Raw genomic sequence first — 1705 nt, forward strand, 5'->3', positions numbered from 1 at the left:
CCGTGGCGCAAACCTGTAGCGCCGTTGGCGACCACCGTGGTGCGCATGCGCGTATGGCCGCTGGATCTGGACCTGAACCGCCATGTCACTAACGGCCGTTACTTCACCCTGGCCGATATTGGCCGCATGGATTACGTGTTGCGTAGCGGGGCTTTTCGCGTAGCGCTGCGGCACAAAGCTGTGCCGATTGTTGGCGATACCTGGGGCAAATTTCGCCGGGAGCTAAGGCTGTTTGAAACCTTTGAAATCCACACGCGCATGCTGGGCTGGGACCAGAAGTGGAGCTTTATGGAGCACCGTTTTATTAAGGATGGGCGCGTGCTTGGGGTGGTGATAATGCGCGGGTTGTTTCGCTCGCCCAAAGGCAATGTTTCGCCCGGGGAATTCGCTCGGCACTTGGGTTTGCCTGAGCAGTCACCGGCGATGCCGGCGTGGCTAACTGACTGGTCGCACAGTTGCGATGAGATGAGCGTACAGCTGCGGGGGGAGGAGCTTTAGGCAGAGGTAGTGGCTAGGTTGCTAACCCCAGCGATTGCACTGGCCGTTTTTGCTCAATGCCAGGCCGCACCACTATGGTATTGCGGCCATTGGCTTTGGCCGCGTACAGGGCTTGGTCGGCCAGTACATAGGCGTCTTCAAAACAGCTGCCTTCCTCCACGCGCACTAGCCCGGCACTGATGCTGATACTGCGCCCGTCAGCGGCTATAACCTGGGCGGTATTGCGCCGTAAGCGTTCCACAACTTCCTGGGCAACGGCCAGTTCGCAGCCGTAAAACAACACGGCAAATTCATCCCCGCCCAAGCGTCCGGCGATATCGCCTTTGCGGATGGTCTGTTTCACCATGCTGGCGAAACGTTGCAGTATGGCGTCGCCTTCGGGGTGGCCGAGTCTGTCGTTGATGCCTTTGAAGTCGTCCATGTCGCAGACCATCAAACACACCGGCGTGCGAACGGTGTGGGCGAGCTCAATAAGCTCTTTGCAGGAGGCTTCGAAGTGCGCGCGCGAGTACAGGTCGGTGAGTGAGTCGACGTTGGCGCGCTGCTCCAATTGCGCCTTGGCGCGGTTGAAGCCGCTTTCAACCCGGCCATGCAGCAGCAGTAACATCGCGCAGATGCGCATCACCGTGGCCATAAACAGCACGGCGAGTAAGCCACGGTCTGGCGGCAAGTCGACGCCCATTGTCGGCAGTGTTTTCACCAACCGATAGACCGTCACCAGCAAGACCAGTAGTGCACTGCAGAGCATGACGCGGATAGGAAGGCGTGGCGCCAGCTTGCGTATTTTCAGCAAGTAGGCGCTGAACAACAGCACTTGCAGGGTTGTGCCGGTGGAGAAAACGATGGCGCGGGTGGCAAAGCCGGTGTCGGCCAGCCACGTGAGCAGCAGCGCCGCATAGGTCAAGCTGGCGACGGTCCAGCGCAGCCACATACCCGTTAGCAAACGCTCACCAAACCAGGCACGCAGCCCGGCCTCTATGAGTGGCATGGCGGCCAGAAAACTGATGTTGGCAACGATCAGTGCCAGAGGATGGGGAAAAAGTGCGTAGAAAATCAGTAGAGAACTGCCAAGGGTGAGCAGTACCTCGTTGCTCACCCACCAGCCAAAGCCAATGCTGTGGCGCGACGACCGCCAGAACACGCCGAGCAGAAACGCCAACATCACATGAATGATGATGGAAAAAATCAAGATGCTAGGCAGATCAAG

The 1705-nt window shown here is 58.7% G+C and carries 2 protein-coding genes; one reads left to right on the forward strand and one right to left on the reverse strand.

From position 1 onward, the window contains the following. A partial coding sequence (locus AAAB16_RS25250) for an acyl-CoA thioesterase (protein ID WP_340665831.1) occupies window positions 1-498 on the forward strand: 498 nt, incomplete at its 5' end. Window positions 499-511: 13 nt separating this feature from the next. On the opposite strand, the gene AAAB16_RS25255 is transcribed toward AAAB16_RS25250, so the two are convergent. Continuing rightward, the coding region (locus AAAB16_RS25255; protein WP_340665832.1) for a GGDEF domain-containing protein at window positions 512-1705 on the reverse strand (1194 nt) is incomplete at its 5' end.

The organism is Pseudomonas sp., from assembly GCF_037994325.1.
Lineage (GTDB): Bacteria > Pseudomonadota > Gammaproteobacteria > Pseudomonadales > Pseudomonadaceae > Aquipseudomonas.